The organism is Granulosicoccus antarcticus IMCC3135 (genome assembly GCF_002215215.1).
GTDB classification, from domain to species: domain Bacteria; phylum Pseudomonadota; class Gammaproteobacteria; order Granulosicoccales; family Granulosicoccaceae; genus Granulosicoccus; species Granulosicoccus antarcticus.
This window is the reverse complement of the sequence record NZ_CP018632.1, coordinates 6,292,827-6,314,118: the sequence shown is the minus strand read 5'-3', so window position 1 is coordinate 6,314,118 and position 21,292 is coordinate 6,292,827. Positions and strand designations below refer to the sequence as shown.

At 53.5% G+C, this 21,292-nt stretch carries 7 protein-coding genes; 6 read left to right on the top strand and 1 reads right to left on the bottom strand.

The genetic code is table 11. The features are described from left to right. Entirely contained in the window at positions 1 to 10,530 is a 10,530-nt protein-coding gene (locus tag IMCC3135_RS27240) for an OmpA family protein (RefSeq protein WP_157736302.1), read from the bottom strand. Positions 10,531 to 11,144: 614 nt separating this feature from the next. On the opposite strand from IMCC3135_RS27240, the gene IMCC3135_RS27235 reads away from it, so the two are divergent. The 6 genes from IMCC3135_RS27235 (at position 11,145) to IMCC3135_RS27210 (ending at position 21,016) form a co-directional block, all read left to right on the top strand. Next, positions 11,145 to 11,831, top strand: coding sequence for a DUF481 domain-containing protein (locus IMCC3135_RS27235; protein WP_088920461.1), 687 nt, complete (start codon positions 11,145 to 11,147; stop codon positions 11,829 to 11,831). A 345-nt stretch (positions 11,832 to 12,176) separates the two neighbouring features. After that, the gene (locus IMCC3135_RS27230) at positions 12,177 to 12,845 is read left to right on the top strand and encodes a TVP38/TMEM64 family protein (RefSeq protein WP_088920460.1); all 669 of its coding nucleotides are present in this window, start codon (positions 12,177 to 12,179) and stop codon (positions 12,843 to 12,845) included. 470 nt (positions 12,846 to 13,315) lie between these two features. Then, on the top strand, positions 13,316 to 14,464 hold the full coding sequence (locus IMCC3135_RS27225; RefSeq protein ID WP_088920459.1) for an OmpA family protein: 1,149 nt from the start codon (positions 13,316 to 13,318) through the stop codon (positions 14,462 to 14,464). Between the two features lie 147 nt (positions 14,465 to 14,611). Further along, complete coding sequence (locus IMCC3135_RS27220; protein WP_088920458.1) at positions 14,612 to 16,426, top strand: OmpA family protein; 1,815 nt, start codon at positions 14,612 to 14,614, stop codon at positions 16,424 to 16,426. A 175-nt stretch (positions 16,427 to 16,601) separates the two neighbouring features. After that, on the top strand, positions 16,602 to 19,799 hold the full coding sequence (locus tag IMCC3135_RS27215; RefSeq protein WP_157736301.1) for a hypothetical protein: 3,198 nt from the start codon (positions 16,602 to 16,604) through the stop codon (positions 19,797 to 19,799). Further along, positions 19,796 to 21,016, top strand: a complete 1,221-nt coding sequence (locus IMCC3135_RS27210) for an OmpA family protein (RefSeq protein WP_088920456.1) — start codon at positions 19,796 to 19,798, stop codon at positions 21,014 to 21,016. The genes IMCC3135_RS27215 and IMCC3135_RS27210 overlap by 4 nt, the downstream gene beginning before the upstream one ends. Positions 21,017 to 21,292: the final 276 nt, after the last annotated feature.

Below are 21,292 nucleotides of genomic sequence, written 5' to 3'. Positions count from 1 at the left end.
CTATGGCTTCAGTGGTGTCTCCATGACAATATCTACCCGGCGGTTCTTGAGTCGTCCCTCAGACGTATCATTACTGGCGATTGGCTGAGTTTCTCCATGAGCAATGACGGTGATTCGTTCTGCGTCAATACCACCGTCGACCAGAAAATCCTTGACTGATTGTGCACGTTCGATCGACAAATGCAGGTTCGACTCTGAAGGGCCATAGTTGTCGGAATGCGACGATATGCTGAGGATTACATCAGGATGACTCTGTAAAGTCGTGACAGCCTGTGTCAGTTTGACGATGGAAGGCGATGTCAGAATCGCCGAGCCTGCTTGAAAATTGATACCTTCAATAACGCCCGCAAAATGCATACAGCCGGTCGCATCAACAGCAGACCCGACAGCTGAGCCCGGGCAGGCATCAACGTCATCGATGATACCGTCTTTATCTCCATCGACTAAAGGCTGGCTGACAACCGCTGTGGTTGTCAGCACTTCAATTTCAGCTGGTTTTTCGACAACCGGTGGCAATGCAGCAGGGTGCTCTTCGCGTCGTCCAGTCCGGTAGATCAGTGCCAATTGCGCGTAGCTGACGTCCTCGTCAAAGGAGATGTACTCTGCACGCAGCCCGATGCCCTTGGTAGCGGCGTATTCGAGTCCGACACCAAAGAGCAGGTGGGAACCCTTGTCATTGTTGATATTCACTTCTCCAACAGCGCTGTTGTTCAGAAAGCCGATACCGACACGGGTGTAGGCAGTAAACCCCTGACGGCGCCAATCGTGTCGATTTTTACCTGCATAGAACAGTGCGCTGGCACCGGCTATGTTGTAACTGATGCGGCCTCCCGGAGTGACTCCGGCACTACCCAGATCGGCATAGTGGACTTCGCCTGACACCCATTTGTTGACATCCATACCCAGGGTTACCTGGCCTCCGACATGACTGGAATCATCAACACGGGCATTAGCCAGACCCCGTGCTTCAGGTTCCAGTTTACTCATGCCCAGACCAATGCCGACATAGAGGTGACGTTCGAGGCTGTGATGACTGCCGTAATGTTCGATGGATTCGGTTTTAGCATCACCATCGTGCAACTCTGCGGGTTCAGGGCTTGGTTTATTCAGCCCCGTTGCGCAGCTACTGACCAGGCAGGAAGCCGCCACGACTGACAGGCAGCGGCGTGAAGCACGCCTCTGGCGCAGTGCCAGAGACATCAGTGCCGCGAGTGCCAGTAATGGTAGTACCGGATCGATAGTGCGCTGACCCGGAGCAGGGGAGGAGGAGATACTGCAACCACTGCCGGACAAGCCCGTGTGCCATTCACCCGTCTCGTTGGCCTCGCTGACATCAGGAATGCCATCGCCATCGGTATCGGGCAATGCAGCCCCTAGTAAGGGTTGACCGTCTGATTGCAGGTAGTTGGCAAAGCCGTCACCGTCGATATCCGGATCACGTGAATCGATTACACCATCACCATCGGTATCATCCTCATTGACGAAGCTGGCATCCGCACTGTCATCAATACCATCGTTATCGATGTCAACACCGCCAGTGACATCAACATCGACCAGGTCGGGAATACCGTCATCGTCGCTATCAGCCATGGAGTCTACAATGCCGTCGCCATTCTCATCCTTGCCGCCGGCTTCCACCAGATCCATGACACCGTCGTTGTCGGTATCCAGATCCAGGTGATTGGATTGTCCATCTTCGTCAACGTCACTGATACGGGCTGGTGCCAATGCCATTCCATCATCCAGTCCGTCGCCATTGCCGTCGACAAAGTTATCCACCTTACCGTCTCTGTCGTTGTCGATGGCGCCTCCAGAAGTTTCCAGAAGGTCTGACAAGCCGTCATTGTCGCTATCCAGATCACGAAAGTCAGGAATGCTGTCCTTGTCAAAATCGTCCACAGGTAGTGGTATTGCTGCAACGCCGTCATCCAGACCATCGTTGTTGTTGTCGACAAAGTTGTCAATTCGGCCATTACCGTCATCGTCCAGACCGCCAGCTTCAAACGTATCGCTCAGGCCATCATTGTCAGAGTCCAGATCACGATAATCCGGTACACCGTCATGATCTGTATCTAATGGATTGAGAGGATTTTTACCCACCTCAAGCGCATCCAGAATGCCGTCGTTGTCAGTGTCCTTGTCGAGTGCGTCTATCACACCATCACCATCGGTATCGGCACTACCTTCAAGCACATCGCTGATTCCGTCATTATCAGAGTCAGAGTCGCGTGAGTCGGGTATACCATCGCCATCGCTGTCGCCGGTGCCTTCCTCGGCATCACTGTTGCCATCGCCATCCGAGTCCAGATCCTGAGCATCGACGATGCCGTCTCCATCGGTATCGAGACTACCTTCCTCTTCGTCTGAAATTCCGTCATTGTCCGAGTCGGAGTCCAGATAGTTGGGGATGCCGTCATTGTCGATATCTCCGGCCTGTTCAAGGCTGTCTATGAGTGAGTCACCGTCTGCATCCTCATCACGGTAGTCAGGTATGCCATCGTTGTCAGAATCGACTGGCATGCTTGCATCAGGGCCGGCTTCCAGAGCGTCTGCAATGCCGTCACCGTCACTGTCCAGATCAAGAAAGTCAGCGGTGCCATCACCATCGGCATCCAGAACATTCTCCAGAATATCGGGTATGCCATCGCCATCAGAATCCAGATCGAGGAAGTTGGGGATACCATCGTTATCCGAATCGCTCTGTACATCACCCTCGAAAGCTTCGCTGATGTTGGCAATGCCGTCACCATCGATATCGCTATCCAGATAATCCGGTACTCCATCGCCGTCAGTATCACCGTTGCCCAAGTCTGCATCGGCAATGCCGTCATTGTTGGCATCAGGGTCGGTTGAATCTGGCAGGCCATCTCCATCGCTGTCGATGACACCTTCATCCTGATCTGCAATACCGTCGTTATCACTATCGGTATCGCGATAATCACTGACGCCTTCATTGTCTGAATTTACCGGATTCAGCGGGTCGCTGCCGGCTTCTACCGAGTCGGCGATGCCATCGTTGTCTGCATCCAGATCCACATAGTCGGAAGCTCCGTCACCATCAGTGTCGATGCCACTCTCAATGCTGTCAGGTATGGAGTCACCATCCGAATCCGTGTCTACGTAGTTCGGCTTCGAGTCGTTGTCGCTATCCACGACGCCTTCGATGTTGTCAGGAATACCGTCACCATCCGAATCGGTATCCAGGTAGTTCGGACTTGCATTGCCATCGGTATCGACAGGGGAGGTCGGATCATCGCCTGCTTCTTCCGCATCGGCAATACCATCACCATCACTGTCCAGATCACGATAGTTTGCAGCTCCGTCGCCATCAAGATCGCCGACGGATTCAACCGCATCAGGGATGCCGTCATTGTCCGAATCAAGATCCATGAAGTTGGCAAGGCCGTCCCCATCCGTATCGATCATCTTCTCTGTAGCGTTGCTGATTCCATCATTGTCGATATCATCATCAAGGGTGTTCACAATGCCATCGCCATCCAGGTCACCACTGCCGGCTTTGTCATCAGGAATACCGTCATTGTTGTCATCCGGATCCACGGTGTCGGGGATGCCATCGCCATCGCTGTCGAGCAGGCCTTCATTTGCATCGCTGATGCCATCGCCGTCAGAATCCAGTTCCAGATAATCGGGAATGGAATCGTTGTCGGTATCAACCGGGTCTGAACCATTCGAACCGGCTTCAACACTGTCAGTGATGCCATCGCCATCGGAATCCAGATCCAGATGGTCGGGGGCGTTGTCATTGTCGCTATCCAGTGGGTTGGCAGGGTCTGCACCGGCTTCCAGTGAATCCGGAATGCTGTCAGCGTCGCTGTCAGTGTCCAGAAAGTCGGGGATGCCATCGCTGTCGGTGTCGACAGCGCCTTCCAGTGAGTCCGGAATGCCATCGCCGTCAGAATCGATATCCTGGTAGTTAGGCACACCATCATTATCTGCATCAGCAGTACCTTCGCTCAGGTCGCCTATGCCATCGTTGTCCGAGTCCTGTTCAAGCGAGTCGCGTATGCCATCGTTGTCTGTATCGTTCAGACCTTCGTCGGCATCTGCAATGCCATCAGCATCGGAGTCGGTATCGGTGTAGTCGAATGCACCATCACCGTCGGTATCGACGACGCCTTCAAATACATCGTCCATCCCGTCATCGTCACTATCGGTATCGCGATGATCCGGTGTTCCGTCAGCATCTGTATCAGTCGGCTCATAGGCATCATCTACACCGTTTGCATTGACATCGTTACCACCAGTGAGGTCAACATCAATGGCATCATCAACACCATCTCCGTCTGAATCACTATACGCAAGGAGCGGGGTAGTATTATCTTCGATGGCATCCAGAATGGTGTCATTGTCCGAATCCAGATCCCGATAATCCGGTGTGCCGTCAGTGTCGGTATCGATCAATACGCCCATGGCGTTGGTTTCTGAATGGTCAGGAATTCCATCGTTATCGCTGTCGATATCCAGATAATCAGGTGTACCGTCTACATCCGTATCATTTGTCTCTGTTTCCACGCTGTCAGGAATGCCATCAACATCAGAGTCCGTTGTGCAGCCAGCTGCGAAGGCTGAAGGGATACAGATATCTGCATCCGCTGGGTCTAACAGGTCGGCGGTGCCATCAGCATCCGCATCGGCAGTCGCTGATTCCTGATAATCCGGTTTGCCATCACTGTCTGTATCGGCCGTTTCTGTTTCGACACTGTCAGGCGTACCATCACCGTCGGTGTCCGTTGTACAGCCGTTGCCGAAGTTGGAAGGAATGCAGGCATCTGTTTCATCTGGATCGTTCAGTGCGGAAGTACCATCACTATCAGCATCCGTGGTTGAAGACTCCTGGTAGTCAGGTGTGCCGTCATTGTCGCTGTCAGCTGCCTCGGTCTCTACGCTGTCAGGCGTACCATCGCCATCAGTATCAGTGGTACAACCGTTACCGAATGCCGAAGGAATACAGGCATCGGCATCAGCAGGGTCATTCAGGTCTGTGGTGCCATCTGCATCCGCATCGGCCGTCGCTGATTCCTGATAATCCGGCTTGCCGTCACTGTCCGTATCGGCCGTTTCTGTCTCTACACTGTCAGGCGTACCGTCACCGTCAGTATCAGTGGTACAACCGTTACCGAATGCTGATGGAATACAAGCATCAGTATCGGCCGGGTCATTCAGATCCGTGGTGCCATCTGCATCCGTATCGGCAGTCGCTGATTCCTGGTAATCCGGCTTGCCATCACTGTCTGTATCGGCCGTTTCAGTTTCTACACTGTCAGGCGTACCGTCACCGTCAGTATCAGTGGTACAACCGTTACCGAAGTTGGAAGGGATGCAGGCATCAGCCTCGTCCGGATCATTCAATGCGGAGGTGCCATCACTATCGGCATCTGTTGTTGAGGATTCCTGATAATCAGGTGTGCCATCATTGTCGCTATCCGCCGCTTCGGTCTCGACGCTGTCAGGCGTACCATCACCGTCGCTGTCAATCGTACAACCGTTGCCGAAGGAGGAGGGGATACAGGCATCAGCCTCGTCCGGGTCGTTCAGTGCGGAAGTACCATCACTATCAGCATCCGTGGTTGAAGACTCCTGGTAGTCAGGTGTGCCGTCATTGTCGCTGTCAGCTGCCTCGGTCTCTACACTGTCAGGCGTACCGTCACCGTCAGTATCAGTGGTACAACCGTTACCGAATGCCGAAGGAATACAGGCATCGGCATCAGCAGGGTCATTCAGGTCTGTGGTGCCATCTGCATCCGCATCGGCCGTCGCTGATTCCTGATAATCCGGCTTGCCGTCACTGTCCGTATCGGCCGTTTCTGTCTCTACGCTGTCAGGCGTACCGTCACCATCAGTATCAGTGGTACAACCGTTACCGAATGCTGACGGAATACAGGCATCGGCATCAGCAGGGTCATTCAAGTCTGTGGTGCCATCCGCATCCGCATCGGCCGTTGCTGATTCCTGATAATCCGGTTTGCCATCACTGTCCGTATCGGCCGTTTCTGTTTCGACACTGTCAGGCGTACCATCGTCGTCGCTGTCAATCGTACAACCGTTGCCGAACGAGGAGGGGATACAGGCATCAGCCTCATCCGGATCGTTCAGTGCGGAAGTACCATCACTATCAGCATCCGTGGTTGAAGACTCCTGGTAGTCAGGTGTGCCGTCATTGTCGCTGTCAGCTGCCTCGGTCTCTACACTGTCAGGCGTACCATCGCCATCAGTATCAGTGGTACAACCGTTACCGAATGCTGAAGGAATACAAGCATCGGCATCAGCCGGATCATTCTGATCGCTTGTACCATCGTTATCGGCATCATCAATTGATGACTCCTGATAATCAGGCTTGCTGTCGTTGTCCGTATCAGTGGACGAGGTTTCTACACTGTCAGGTGTGCCGTCGTTATCAGTGTCGGTCGTACAACCGTTACCGAATGCTGAAGGAATACAAGCATCGGCATCAGCCGGATCATTCTGATCGCTTGTACCATCGTTATCGGCATCATCAATTGATGACTCCTGATAATCAGGCTTGCTGTCGTTGTCTGTATCAGCGGCTTCGGTTTCTACACTGTCAGGGATACCATCACCATCGGTATCGATTGAGCAGCCATTACCAAATTCTGAAGGCTCGCAGACATTAACACCGTCTGAGTCATTCTGATCGGTCGTGCCGTCGTTATCAGAATCATCTATGGAGGATTCCTGATAGTCAGGTGTGCCGTCATTGTCGGTATCGGCAGTCTCTGTTTCTATGCTATCAGGAGTGCCATCGCCGTCAGTATCCGTTGTACAACCATTGCCAAATGCGGTGGGAATACAGGCATCAGTCTCGTCCGGATCATTCTGCACGGTTGTGCCATCTGAATCGGTATCGTCGATTGAAGATTCCTGGTAATCCGGAGTGCCGTCACTGTCGCTATCCGCCGCTTCGGTCTCTACGCTGTCAGGCGTACCGTCATTGTCGGTATCAGTCGTACAACCATTGCCGAACGCGGAAGGGATGCAGGCATTGCCATCAGCTGGATCATTCTGGTCGGTAGTGCCATCATTATCAAAATCATTGATCGATGATTCCTGATAATCAGGCTTGCCGTCACTGTCCGTGTCAGCGTTCTGGGTTTCTGCATTGTCGGGAATAGCATCGCCATCGGTATCGGCAGTACAGCCCGTGCCGAAGGTGGAGGGAATGCAAACATTCGTACCGTCTGAATCACTTTGATCCGGCGTGCCGTCGTTGTCCAGATCGTCTGTTGATGATTCCTGGTAATCCGGCGTGCCGTCATTGTCCGCATCGGCCGTTTCTGTTTCAACGCTGTCAGGCGTGCCATCGTTGTCGGTATCGGTTGTACAGCCAGTGCCAAAGGCAGAAGGGATGCAGACGTCAGACTCGTCCGGGTCGTTCTGTGCAGCACTGCCATCGGCATCCGCATCGTCGGAGGAGGATTCCTGATAATCCGGAGTGCCATCGTTGTCGGTATCGGCAGTCTCTGTTTCTATGCTATCAGGAGTGCCATCGGCGTCAGTATCCGTGGTGCAACCATTTCCAAACGCTGAAGGAATACAGGCATCTGCATCGGCTGGATCATTCTGATCGGTAGTGCCATCACTATCGGCATCATCGGTTGAAGATTCCTGGTAATCCGGTTTGGTATCGCCGTCGGTATCAGCAGCTTCGGTTTCCGCACTATCGGGTGCACCATCGCCATCGGTATCGGCAGTACAGCCCGTGCCGAAGGTGGAGGGAATGCAAACATTCGTACCGTCTGAATCACTTTGATCCGGCGTGCCGTCGTTGTCCAGATCGTCTGTTGATGATTCCTGGTAATCCGGCGTGCCGTCATTGTCCGCATCGGCCGTTTCTGTTTCAACGCTGTCAGGCGTGCCATCGTTGTCGGTATCGGTTGTACAGCCAGTGCCAAAGGCAGAAGGGATGCAGACATCAGCTTCATCCGGGTCGTTCTGGGCGAAAGTGCCATCGGCATCGGCATCCACTGCGGATGACTCCTGATAGTCCGGTGTGCCGTCATTGTCGGTATCAGCGGTTTCAGTTTCGACACTGTCAGGGGATCCGTCACCGTCAGTGTCAGTGGCGCAGCCAGTACCGAATGCGGAAGGGATGCAGGCATCGGCTTCGTCCGGATCGTTCTGGGCGAAAATACCATCGGCATCGGCATCCACTGTGGAAGACTCCTGATAATCCGGCGTGCCGTCACTGTCGCTATCAGCGGCTTCAGTTTCTACACTGTCAGGTGAGCCATCACCATCAGTATCAGTGGTACAGCCATTACCGAATGCGGAAGGAATGCAGGCATCGCTATCGTCCGAATCAGCCTGGTCCATGGTGCCATCATTATCGGCATCGTCGATCGAAGATTCCAGGTAATCTGGCTTGGTATCACCGTCTGTATCAGTCGTCTCTGTTTCTACACTATCAGGGCTTCCGTCACCATCGGTATCGGTAGCGCAGCCAGTACCGAATGCAGACGGAATGCAGGCATTGGCATCAGCGGCGTCATTCTGGTCGGTGATGCCATCACCATCTGCATCGGCTGAAGATGACTCTTGGTAATCTGGAGTGCTATCGCCATCGGTGTCAGTTGTCTCCGTCTCTACGCTGTCCGGGCTTCCATCACCATCAGTATCGGTGGTGCAGTTATTACCGAATGCGGAAGGAATACAGGCATCTGAGTTGGCAGCATCATTCTGGTCAGTGGTGCCGTCACCATCGGTATCGGCGCTTGATGACTCCTGGTAGTCCGGAGTGCCATCGCCGTCCGAATCAGCGCCAGCCGTTTCGACGCTGTCCGGGCTTCCATCACCGTCGGTATCGGTGGCACAACCATTGCCGAATGCCGAAGGAACACACGCATTGGCATCTTCGAGGTCATTCTGATCCGTAGTGCCGTCGCCATCGGCATCGGCGCTTGATGATTCTTGATAGTCCGGTGTGCCATCGTTGTCTGTATCAGCAGCAGCGGTTTCAACACTGTCTGGGCTTCCATCACCGTCAGTATCGATGGTACAGCCATTACCAAATGTGGAAGGAACGCAAGCGTTGGCATCTTCGGGGTCAGTCTGATCCGCAGTGCCGTCGCCATCAGCATCGTCGCTTGATGACTCCTGATAGTCCGGCGTGCCATCGTTATCAGTGTCAGTGGTTGATGTCTCTACGCTATCAGCGGTGCCGTCTCCATCAGTATCAGTGGTGCAACCGGTGGCAAAGGCTGAGGGGATGCAGGCGTCGGCATCATTCGCATCGCTCTGGTCTTTCGTGCCGTCGCCATCAGCATCGGCAGTACTTGATTCAAGATAGTTCGGTTTGCTATCGGCATCCGCATCATCATCTGCCAGGTTGGCGTTGCTGTTGGTATCTTCTGCAGAGGTGAGTGCCAGGTCATCGTCATCATCGGTATCACGCCAATCGGGCTCATCCAAGGCACCGTCTGTGTTTTGCAAGGGGGCGTTGGAGCCAATGGAGTTTCCGGGAGCAGGGCCAACGACAGTGTCATAGTTGTCGTTCAGACCATCACCGTCGGTATCTGCATTGCCCGGAGCGGGTAGGGTATCTGCAATGCCATCGCCATTGGCATCAAAGCCTTCAATGGAGTCGAGGACACCATCATCATCACTGTCGGTATCCAGGTAATCAGCGCTGTCGGCTGCGTTTGCATCGGTATTGGGTATGCTGACGGGGGTGCCACCGTTGTCTTCATCATAGGCATCGTCGATCCCATCACCATCGGTATCCAGATTCAGGGGGGCTATATAGCTGGCAGATTCCTGACCTTCAATATTGTCAGGGATGCCGTCATTGTCCGAATCTATGTCCTCGGAGTTCTGAACGGAGTCATTATCCGAGTCAGTAGCGCAACTCGCATTAATGGCCAATTTGAAATCATCGAATGTGACAGTGCCTGAGCCTGCGTAGAAGTTCTGCTCGTTAAAGAGGTACATTCTCACTTTGTAAGCAGTACCTGAGGTCATCAGGTACGGGCTGAATGAATTGCGACTAACAGAATATTGCGTTCCAGGTGTGGCAATGTAGCCGTCGTCATACAGTAAAACCGAGGTGGCAAAGTTATCACTGGATATTTCTGCCGCTATTTCATAGTCACCAGCAGCACTGCCTTGGCCACCATTAGCAGCGCCGACTACCATTCCATTCTGGGTGGCGGTGAAATACGCGGGTCCGTTTATTGTAAATCCGACTTCGGCATATTCACCGTTTGATCTTGCTCCGACTAATGTCGTTTCGTTAGCACCATTGAGTATGTGCTCGTAAGTACTGGTGGGGGCTATGAAGCCACTACCAAAACTGATATCGGTGGTGTTGGAAACAACGCTCGATATGCTCGAGCTGACACTGGCATTTAACGACATCCCATTGTTGTCATTGTGCTCCCAAGCCACCTCTCCCGAGACCCCGCAACTAATCTCATCAATATCCAGGATGCCGTCATTGTCATCATCCAGATCCTTGATGTTTTCTATGCCATCACCATCGGTGTCGATTGCCATGGCAAACGAGGAAATTGACGAAAGGACAAAGGCTGCCAGCAATACTCGTAAGTAGCGAGGTCTGGGTGCAATGATTCGTATGAGGCTAAATATACTGGCGATATATTTAGCAATATACGTTGCGAGTATAACTCGCGTTCCGTGCTTGCAGTTTGACATATTGGGAATACCCGGCTGAATTCAATGAAGTGCAGATCAGTATTTTGCTATCAGTAATTCTCAAGGCAGCAATGATTTCGTCTTTTAAAATCTGCATTTACTGTCGATCTATCAGTCACTAATGCAAGTTTGGGCATAGTGATGACTAAGATCCAAAAGAATTGTCAGCAGCAATGCCTGTGCCTTGCTTCTCATAACAGTGTCCAAGAGCAGGCCATTCCTAACGGGTTACAGATATAACCGGGTAAGCGTTATGGCCTGTAATTAAGTCACGCAAAGATGTCTTGAATTCTCGGGAAAGTTCGAGAAATGCAAATGCGATGAGTGACAGGCAGCCTGGATTCGTCAAGACGAGCAGCTCTGCGGGTGCTCAATTGTTTACGTTGAGTCGAGCAGTTCGATAACTGTGATGGCGTACACTGGAGCTCCTCCGAAACGTGCTCTGGACCTCACTAATGTCTCTTTCAAGATCTGCCACCGGGATAACCGCCGCGCTGCTTTTCTGTCTCGGGCCTGCCAGCGTGCAGGCAGAATGGACGGGTGGTCTTGAAGGTGGCACGGTGGTGCGAGATGGCGATAGTGCGACGCGCCTGCGTGGGCACCTGAGCCTGAACGAGCGACCTCTGAGTCACTATCTGTATGCGGAATGGTACCGTTCGGACAACAATAGCTATGAGATCGGTTACGAGCCGCGCTACTGGTTCACCGACAAGTTGTACACCTTCGGTGATGGGCGAGTTCGTCTGGAGAAGGCCTTGGGTATCGACAGAGACACATTGCTGATTGGTGGTCTGGGTGCGCAGCTGATTGCCACGGCCAGTCAACAGCTTTGGGTGGAAGCCGGGCTAGGCTATCGCATGATTGATTTCACCCCACAAACCGGCCTTGAGGATGCAGACGAGCAGGTGGGTACCGTGCGCGGTGGGGCAAGCCAGGTGTTGGCCGATCTTTTCAAGCTGCAGCTGGATGGTGAGGTATTCAGCAGCCCCAGTTCTACACAGTCACAACTGGAGACAGGGGTATCCATGCGTCTGGCCCAGGGGGCTGTCAAGCTGAGTTATCGCATTCGACGAGTGGATATTGACGGGATTGATGCGGTGAACGACTCGGATACCGCTGTCAGTTTTACCGTCGGTTTCTAAGCTTTTTTCAGATTGTGCAGGTTATTTGCTGTAATCCATTGGCACGATATCTGGATATATAAGATATCGGTCGCCAACCCGTCGCGCAATTGAGTGATGGGCGCCGCCGACACCCTGGTGAATTGTGAGGTGTTAGCGAAATGCATGCAAAAAGACATGACGACAGAGGGCCAATGCGGGTTCTGGTCCTTGGTGGAGCCTGGGTTGCGATTCTCGCGCTGATGCTGGTGATCTTGCTGTAGTTCCTCGCAGGAAAACTGCAGTTGCGAAATCGGGGCTTTTTCTGTGGCACTTTAGGTGTCACTCTGGTGTCAGGGTAATCATCATCGCCGGTTTCTATTGCACATGAGTTTCGCATCGCGTCTGACAAAGCGCCATACCGCCCTGATTCTGGTGGTACTACTTTTGTCGATCATTCTTCTTACTCTGCTGTTTCCACCCTCGCAATGGATTCCGGCGAAGCAATGGGGGCACATGCTCGAGTCGGCCGGGGCGGTAGGAGCCGTGGTCTTTGTGGCTGTTAGTGTTGTTGCTACCAGCGTAGGTTTGCCGCGTCAGCTTGTCGCGTTCATCGGCGGCCTGGCTTATGGAGTCATGCCGGGCCTGTTGCTGGCGCTGGTTTCAGCATTGGCAGGCTGCTATCTGACGGTGAGTATTTCAACAGCCTTCTTCAGTGAGCGGATTCGACAGCGCTTTCCAGCCTTCATCTCACGTCTGGAGCTGATGCTGGAGAACGATGTTTTCATCAAAGTGCTCATACTGCGTTTACAGCCACTGGGTACCAACCTGATGACCAATGTCTGTATCGGCTTTACTCAGGTGCCACGCTGGAAATTCCTGCTGGCTTCCGCGATCGGCTACGTGCCGCAAATGCTGGTCTTCGTGTTGCTGGGGGCAGGGATCCGTTTAGGGTCTGATTTTCAGCTGACACTGAGTGTTGTGCTCATGGTGGTGTCGGTTCTGCTGGGGATCGTATTGTTTCAGCTTCACAAGCTGCGGCTGGCGCGCAAGTAAACGATATTAAAATACACATTATTGATGAATTATAATGCGTTTTTCGCAGGTAAAAGTTGACACATCAATGCTTGGGGCATCTAATGGAGTTGCAGATGTGTGATTTGGTTCACGCTGCAACACTCCTCCAAGTGGTATTTGCTGGCAAGGATGCTCTCGATAGCCAAGGATGGCTGTTTTTATGCATCCTCTATCCCCCATACTCACTGACCCATTGCCCAAGCCCTGTGGTGGTCTCGTCTTGCCTTTTGTGCAAGATGCGCCTGTTATCCGATGTGGTGAAGCCTTGATCAGTGTTAGTTGCTAGTATTTTTTTCAGGAATGTCTGGAAACGTCCTATAGTTGTCGCCTGTGATCTAACGGCGCCGAGGGGCGTTTCGGTAATTGACCACAGTTAACAGAACCTGAATACCGATTGAAGTAAGGTGGTTTCAAACTGGCCGCCACGAACCACGAGTGTCTGATCATCCATGTCCAATTCCGTGTCCCGTCATATTGCTTGCGTCGTCGTTCTTGGCATTAGCGCCTTTTCTGCATCACCTCTCCTTGCTCAGCAAGGCAAATGGTATGCGGGTGCGGGTGCCGGTATCTCACGACTGACGCCAGACACCGATGGATCTGACTTCTCGTTGGACAAGGAAAGTTCGACAGCCGCTGGTCTGTACCTGGGAAGGGACATCAATGACAGGCTGGGAATCGAGATTGCGTACACCGATCTTGGCAAGGCAGAGCTCTCAGCCGGCGAATCCATCGATTATTCTGCCCTGTCGCTGGGTGGGGTTCTTTATGTACTGGGGGATACCGAGCTTGCGCATCGACAGGATGGATGGTCTGGTTATGTGCGATTCGGACTCAACAAGATCACGAATGATTCAGATGTGCAATTGGCGGAAAAGGACAATACCGCGCTTTGGCTGGGAGCCGGTATTCAATGGCCGGTGGGTTCCAGCTGGGGCGTTCGTGGCGAATTGACAAGCTTTGACGGTGACGCACAAGTTGCCATGGCATCGGTCTATTGGCGACCTGGTGGGCTGCAAAGTCGTACCAGAAACGGTTCACGGGCAACACCTGCTGCAGTACCTCGTCCAGCGGTTGTAAAGCCGACAGTTAGCAAGCCCGAGCCGGAGCTGGTTCCAGAACCCGTACCTGCGGCCGCACCTGCGGCCGCACCTATCCAGGAAGCGGTAGTCGCGGGTAATAATGCCCCATTGAGTGGTCCATCCGTCAGCTCCTGTGCTGTGCCTGCGGCAGGTGAGCCCTTGAACTCTCAAGGTTGTGCCTTGTTCAGTGGTGTGCAGCAAGGTGTGGAGTTTGAAGGTGAAACAACCACGCTGACGGCAGTGGGCAAAACTCTGCTTTCACGTCTGGCCGGCTCTCTGAATCTTTATCCGGAACTGCTTGTGGAAATTCGTGTTCACACGCAGACCTACACAGATCCTGATCGTGCTCAAACTCTGTCGCGTGAACGTGCTGTCGCCGTTGCCCGCTTTCTGGTGGCGCAGGGCGTGGCTGTAAAACGCCTGAAAGCACGTGCATTTGGCTCGATACAGCCGCGTGCCGATAATTTCACTCCAGGTGGTCGTCGTTTGAATAATCGTGTGGAGTTGCGGGTTTTGTAAATTGTGTGAGGGTAGGCAAAGAAATACCCTGTTTCGAGGACTGTTCTACAGAAGCACCACGTAGCCGTCACTGATTGTGCCCCTGCGGTTTGGAACTTGCTTTTGCTGTTCTGCAAACGCCGACTGATTGGCAGGAACAGATTATTCATGAATTTTCCTCGAAATTCGCGCAGATTGAATGCAGCACCCGGCAGGTATCGTTCGATTCTTGCTGTGCTGATTGGTAGTGTCCTGACGGGCTGTGTAATGCCGTCAGGTCAGCCCTCTTTGCAACTGCCATCTGGCTCCAGCGACTTTCGCAGTCGTCTGTACGCAGGGGCCTCCCTGGGTGGCTCTCATCTGTCGTCGAGTGAGGCTCTCGAGGTAGAGAGCTCCAATGCCATGACGACCCAGCTGAGGCTCGGCTACGATCTGCATGACAGAGTAGCCGTGGAGCTGGATACCTCGATTCTGGGGGAGTCGCAATTGCGTGAATCACAGAGCGCGGTTGATCACACCTCGGCATCCGTCAGTGCGCTGATCTATGGTCTCAGCGGATCGCAAATGCGTTCACGGCGAGAAGGGTTGAGTGCCTACGCCCGGCTGGGGTATGGCTCGTTGAAACGGTCTTCGGATATTGTTGAACTGGAAAACAGTGAGTCAGGCCCTGTGCTGGGGCTAGGTGCCGAATACGGACTTTCCAACGGTCTGGGTTTGCGGGCTGATATCACCCGTTTCGATGCCGATGTGTCCTATATCGGGCTGGGCGCGGTCTACCGTTTCGGTGTTCAGGCATCAAGTCGTGGGCAGATGGTAGCTGGTGCTGCCGAGCCCTCTCTGGGGGCGGCTAATACAGCCGGCCCCGAGATCGAGGCAATGGCGTTGTCAATGGCCGATCGTTGGCGTCCCGCTATGCGTCGCGGCGATGCAGATGCCGATGGTGTGCTCGATTCGCGAGACGATTGCCCCGAAACGATCGCGCATATAACTGTTGATAATACGGGCTGTGGTTTGTTTGATGCCGTGCTGAGCGATGTGCGCTTTCGCAGTGGATCCAGCTGGCTGTCGCCATCTGCACGCGCTCAGCTCAATGAGGTTGCAGAAACCCTGCTGGCTTTTCCAGAGTCGCGAGTACAAGTGCGAGCCCATACAGATTCTCAAGGCAAGAGCGACATGAACATGAATTTGTCTACCGGACGTGCTCAGGTCGTCTCGCAGTATCTGCAGAGTCGCGGTGTGCATGAACGACAGTTGCAGGCTGTTGGTATGGGTGAGACAGAACCGTTGGGTAGCAACAGTACAGCGGTGGGCCGTCTGCAAAATCGCCGAGTGGATGTTGTCACATTGCCCGATCAGGATGCGGGTCAGCTGTCCGTTCAGCCCATGCTTGCAGTGAGGCGAGTCATTGTTGTCAGTGACCCGCGACAGCGCGATTCGCAGCGCGATGGTCTGGTTGATACTCAGGATGTCGTGAGTGCTTCGCCAACACGTGAAAAGAGCTCGCTCAAGACGGCAGAAGCCAAAGCTGTTGTCAGCGAGGAGCCAGACTTGCAGTCGGCTATGTCTGTTGATACGACGGCACGATCAAGAATACCTATCATGCCGTTGCCAGAGCCAGGCTTTGCGCCGGGGGTCAGTATATCGGGAGTTGTTGACGGACTTGACTTTCCAGATGGCTCCAGTGAATTGTCAGCTAACGCCCGGAATTCTCTGGGTAGCGTCATTGCTACAATGCGTAACAATCCCCGGATTCGCATTGCTGTCATGGCACACACTGATAATAGTGGTGATGCTCAGATTAATTTAAGGCTGTCAAAACAGCGTGCTCAAGCGGTTGCGTCCTTCCTTGCGGGCGAGGGTGTCGTGCCAGATCGGCTTGAGGCCGAGGGTTATGGTGAGTTATTGCCCTTGGTGCAAAATATGACACCGGCGGATCGTGCAACCAACCGACGTGTTGAGATTCGCATATTGCGAAACCCGTAGTGCGCGACTAAAGTGTGTGGTAATTCAACGCCTTGTAAACTAGCCAGACAGACGTGATGGAGGTCGTGCTAAACGACCGAGTAACCTGTTATCTTATCCAAAGTGCCGGAATTAAAGTGGTTTCCGGGGATTAAGGAATCGCTAACAGGGACCGCCAGGCGGTCAGTCAAATATCATGATGAAGAAGCCTTCGCACTCTGGTTTGAAGAACCTCCGTGTACCTGAGCCAACAACCGGATCAGCTCTGACTCGCAGCACCTTGACGCTGGCCATTGGCCTGGTACTGGGTTCTTTTTCTGCAGTCGGCATAGCTGCAGAAGACGACACCAACCCTTTTACCCTGAATGAAATTGCCGGTGTTGCGGCACAGGGTTCGGCTGTGAATGGACCTGATTCAGACGGCGATGGTATCCGCAACCAGGACGATCTGGATGACGATAACGACGGCATCCTGGATAGCGATGAAGGTGCTGTTGACAATGATGGCGATGGGTTTCTCGACGGCAGTTCTGTCGATACCGACAATGACGGTGCGCCTGATGCGCTTGATCTGGACAGTGACAACGACGGTATTCTGGATAACATGGAAGCCCGTCTGTCCCGTGATTCGGTGACTGCACTGGATCGGGTTCCCAATGGCGCAATCGATATCAATATTCCGGTCGGTCAGAATGGTATTGCCGATGAAATAGAAACCAGTCCTGATTCAGGTCAGATGAAATTCTCTCTGCCCGATACCGACCAGGATGGTATTGCCGATTTTCGCGATCTTGACAGCGACAATGACGGCATCTTCGACCTGATAGAAGCAGGCGGTGTTGACAGTGATACCGATGGCCGGCTGGATGGTTTCTATGATGAAGATGGCAAGGGCGTGGATGACACCGTCCAGTCAACCGCGTTGCCATTGTTCGATACGGATGGTGACTCCATCCTGGATTTTCGTGATCTGGATTCCGATGGCGACACCATCCCTGATCAGGTAGAAGCCGGTAGCAATCCCAGCGCTCCTCGCGACACAGATGGTGATGGCGCCGGTGACTACCGTGAATCGGACAGTGATGGCGATGGCATTGGTGATCGTCAGGAAGTTGGTGACGATGTGCAGTCACCGGCAGATACCGATGGCGATGGTATTCCCGATTATCGTGACTCGGCTAGCGTCAGCGGCGGTAGTACGGATGGAAACAGCGATGGCAGTGCTGGTGGCGATACCAACGGTGGTGATACCAACGATGGTGATCAGCTTGCTGCCAATGACGATGTTCATCCGGACCGTGATGCCGATGGCATTGTCAATCAGGACGATCTGGACGATGACAACGACTCTATTCTGGACACCGAAGAAGGCATCATCGATGCGAATGGCGATGGTGTTGCCGATGCGAACTCCCGCGATTCAGATGGTGACGGTACCCCGGATGGGTATGACCTGGACAGTGACAACGACGGCATCCTGGATCTGATCGAAGGGCGTCTCGATGCGGCGACTATTGCAACTCTGGATCCTGTTGATATCGGTGCCATTGATATTCGCATCAACGTGGGTGCCAACGGCATTGCCAATGTGATCGAGTCCAGTGATGATTCAGGCACCATCAGTCAGCCTCTGTTCGATACTGATGGTGACGGTACGCCGGACTATATGGATATCGATAGCGATGGCGATGGGATTTTCGATCTTGTGGAAGCCGGTGGTGTCGATGCTGACGGTGATGGTCGTATCGATGGTTTCGTGGACGAAGATGACAAGGGTGTTGATGATGCTGTGCAGGCAAGCGCTTTGCCACGTTTTGATACAGACCAGGACGGCCAGCCGGATTACCGTGATGTCGACTCGGATGCAGATGGCATTCCTGATAGCGTCGAGAACACCGGTAGTGCATCCAATCCAACAGATAGCGATGGCGATGGTGCCGGAGATTATCGAGAGCAGGATTCTGACAATGACGGTGTCAGTGATGCGGAGGAAGTGGGCCCGGATACAGCACAACCAGTTGATACCAATGGTGACGGTACAGCAGATTTTCAGGACAGTTCGGTTCAGTTCACTGATGGCAGTACACCGGTAGAGCCAGAGCCTTCACCGAGTGCTGACCATGACGGCGACGGTCAGCCCGACTCTCAGGACACTGACGATGACAACGATGGCATCTCGGACCTGGTGGAAGGTAGCGCCGACAGCGACAGCGATGGGGTGATTGATCGTCTGGATCGCGATAGTGACAACGATGGTGTACTTGATGCGGTAGAGACTGGCCGGGATACGGACAGCGACGGGATTCCAGACTATCGGGATCTGGACAGTGATAACGATGGTTTGTTTGATTCTCTGGAGGCGGGGCGCACTGCTGTTTCGGCTAGCGGTCGTCTGGCCTCCTCAGCGCAGGTTGATCAGTTCGGACTAGCGCAAGGTTCTGGTGAATCTGTGCTGGATACGGATCAGGACGGTGTGGCCGATATGCTGGATCTGGATTCAGACAATGATGGGTTGACGGACATGCAGGAAGTCGGGCTTGTCGATGCGAATGCTGACGGACGTGTAGATGAGTTTACCGACAGTAATGGCGACGGCGTTGACGATTCGCTGGCAAACGATGTGCTGACATTGCGTGATACCGATATGGACCGCATACCCGATGTGCGTGATCTGGATAGTGATCAGGACGGTCTGTCTGATCGATTCGAAAATTGGGGTACTGGCAGTGATCAGGACAACGATGGCCGGGTAGACAACTTCGTGGATGCCAACGGTGATGGACTGGACGATGTCCAGGCTGGTGATCTGTCAGCGCCTGCGGACATTGATGGTGATGGCATTCCTAATTTCATCGACCTGGACAGTGATGGTGACGGTATCAGCGACTTGAGTGAAGCCGGTGGTGAGGATGTCAACCAGGACAGTCGTAACGATCAGTTGACTGATACCGATGGTGACGGTATCCCTGACGTCAACGATGTCGATTCGACCGGTGGCAACGATGTCGACAATGACAGTATCGATGATTCCATGGATGCTGATTTTGTGACTGGGGCAGATACCGATGGTGATGGCGTGGTCGACAGCTCTGATCCGGATTCTGACGGTAATGGTTTTGCAGGCCCGTTTGCCGATGATAGTCAGTCTCCATCGCAGGGCGTGCCCGTCGATCTGCCTGATGCGGATGGCAACGGAGTTCCAGATGTGCAGCAAGGTCTGGCATCCAATGGTGTTATAGAAACAGGCCTTGGTGGTTCTGGTTTTGGCTGCAGTATTGCCACGGGTGGCGAGAGCACTGGAACTGACCCGCTGCTGCCTCTGTTGTTCGGCGGCAGCATCATGATGCTGATTGCCAGATTGCGTCGTCGCAAGGAGACCGGTTCGCGCTCATGAATCAAACTGGCAAACAAGGCGCTCAGCGGAGTGCACAAGGAGTCTCGCGTGCGGCAGTTCCTGCCGCTATGCTGGGTTGCATTATTGTTCTGAGTGGTTGTAGTACGCTTGGAAATAGCAGTGAAAACAGAGATTTTCGCAATCGGGTCTACGTCGGTGCAGGGGTGCTGGCAAGCCAGCTGGAGCCCGATACCAGTGGTGTTACTGGCGTCTCGGTGGATGACTCCATGGGCGCTGGAGGCTCACTGACGCTTGGCTACGATATTGATAATCGTTTCAGTGTGGAGGGGCATATTGCCAGTCTGGGTGAGGCGACGCTGGAACCGACAGGTACCATCGACTATACCGTCGCTGGTGTTAGCGGGCTGGTCTACGGGTTGAATCAACCCAACGATCGTGCGCGTCGAGAAGGCTTTTCGGTATTCGGCCGACTGGGTCTGGGTGCCTTGGAGAACGATGCCAGTGGCGTAGAGTTCGAACGCGTCAATGATGTACATCTACTGGCTGGCCTCGGGCTTGAATATGGCCTGAATAATGGACTGGGGCTACGTGCAGAGCTGGTGGCACACGAAACTGATGCCAAGTATGTGCAGTTGGGTCTGGTGTACCGGATCGGTTCACATCGATATGGCAGTCCTCGAAGCACAGGACAACCAGTAGCGCCTTCAGCGGTGGATGATGTGCCAATTGTCGGTCCGATCGTCGATCAGCTACCTCCGGTACCGGTGATTGAACCAGAGCCTGTTGAGGAGTTGCCGCCGGTAAAGCCTGAAAAGATCACGCCGCCGGATGCGGATGGCGACAAAGTACCTGATGCCGAAGACAAGTGTCTGGATACGGCTCCTGGAGCTCCGGTCAGAGTGGATGGCTGTCCTATCTTTGATGGCGTGGTCGAAGGTGTCAATTTTCGAGCTGGTTCTGCCAGGCTGACAAGCGAGGCAAATGTCGTTCTCGCCGGTGTGGCGCAAACACTGCGTGATTATCCGGACATTCGAGTCATTATTGAAGCACACACGGATAACGAAGGTGCGGCGTCAGCCAATCTGCAACTGTCCAAGCGAAGAGCCATCGCGGTCGCTCGCTATCTTGTGGACGCCGGAATATCCGGTTCGCGTCTCAAGCCTCAGGCGTTTGGTGAGTCCAAGCCTCGAACCTCCAATCTGACGGAGCAGGGCAGAGCTGCCAATCGACGTGTAGAGTTTTCGGTACTCCAGTAAGAGGCCAGAACGCCTGCCCGGGCAGGTTTTCTCAGCGACCGGACTGGCCGGTCGCTGTGGTTTTCCTGACTCCTGGCACCTGTAAATAACATCAAAAAAGTCGATTTGATGACAAAACAGGTTATGAATTGAAATTACGAGAATTAATTTTCTTGTTCCCTCAATACCCCTCTTTACTACCATACCAGACAGGGGGTGGTTCGTAAGCCTAGGATAACTCTGACATGTACGTGTCGACAGGCTTCATAACCAGATGTAGTGAAGTTACAAAAACTA

Bases quoted from the DNA above. Each gene is read 5' to 3' on its own strand.
- IMCC3135_RS27240 (WP_157736302.1), bottom strand. From the start codon at position 10,530: ATGGCAATCGACACCGATGGTGATGGCATAGAAAACATCAAGGATCTG.
- IMCC3135_RS27235 (WP_088920461.1), top strand. From the start codon at position 11,145: ATGTCTCTTTCAAGATCTGCCACCGGGATAACCGCCGCGCTGCTTTTC.
- IMCC3135_RS27230 (WP_088920460.1), top strand. From the start codon at position 12,177: ATGAGTTTCGCATCGCGTCTGACAAAGCGCCATACCGCCCTGATTCTG.
- IMCC3135_RS27225 (WP_088920459.1), top strand. From the start codon at position 13,316: ATGTCCAATTCCGTGTCCCGTCATATTGCTTGCGTCGTCGTTCTTGGC.
- IMCC3135_RS27220 (WP_088920458.1), top strand. From the start codon at position 14,612: ATGAATTTTCCTCGAAATTCGCGCAGATTGAATGCAGCACCCGGCAGG.
- IMCC3135_RS27215 (WP_157736301.1), top strand. From the start codon at position 16,602: ATGATGAAGAAGCCTTCGCACTCTGGTTTGAAGAACCTCCGTGTACCT.
- IMCC3135_RS27210 (WP_088920456.1), top strand. From the start codon at position 19,796: ATGAATCAAACTGGCAAACAAGGCGCTCAGCGGAGTGCACAAGGAGTC.